The 716-nt window shown below is 70.4% G+C and carries 1 protein-coding gene; it reads left to right on the forward strand.

Annotation, left to right across the window (positions count from 1 at the left end; all coding sequences use genetic code 11):
* A partial coding sequence (locus tag VBE63_RS30885) for an efflux RND transporter periplasmic adaptor subunit (RefSeq protein WP_323686761.1) occupies positions 1-716 on the forward strand: 716 nt, incomplete at both ends.

The raw sequence follows: 716 nt of genomic DNA on the forward strand, positions 1-716 counted from the left end.
CCGGCCGGCGTCTTCTGACGACCGCCGCCCTTGCGCTGCTCATCGCCCTTGCCGGCTGCGAGCAGCCCGCGCCGCCCGCGAGCGCGCCCGCCGATGTCTCACGTCCGGCCGAGATCCTTGAGGTCAGCGCGGCCCGGCTGAGCCCAGGCCTGCGCTTCCCCGGTCGCGTGCGCGCCGTGCAGCGTGTCGAGCTGGCCTTTAATGTGCCGGGACAGATCCTCGATCTGCCGGTCACTGAAGGTGATGCGGTGCCGGTTGGCGCCCTGTTGGCGCGGTTAGACCCGACCTCCTATCAAACCGCATTAGACCTGGCCCAGGCCGAGCTGGACGCCGCCACGGCTGAATATGAGCGCGTGCGCCAGCTCTGGGAAAAGCGTCAGGCCGTCGCCCGGGCCGAGGTCGATCGCAAGCGCACGGCGATGGAGGTCGCGCGCTCGCGCTTCGCCGCCGCGCAGAAGGACCTGGCCGACACCCGTCTGACCGCGCCCTTCGCCGGCGTCGTCGCCCGCCGGCTGGCGGAGACCTTCCAGAATATACAAGCCAAGGAGCCGGTGCTGAGCCTGCAAAACCCGGATGCGCTAGAGATCGTCATCCATGTGCCGGAGCGGGTGGTGCGTGGCGAGCCCCGGCGCGCCGCCGGCTTCGCGGTCTTCGACGACCTGCCGAAGCGGCGCCTGCCGGTGACGCTGAAGTCCTTTGCCACCGAAGCCGACCCA

Source organism: Lamprobacter sp., from assembly GCF_034860625.1.
Taxonomy (GTDB): Bacteria; Pseudomonadota; Gammaproteobacteria; order Chromatiales; family Chromatiaceae; genus Lamprobacter.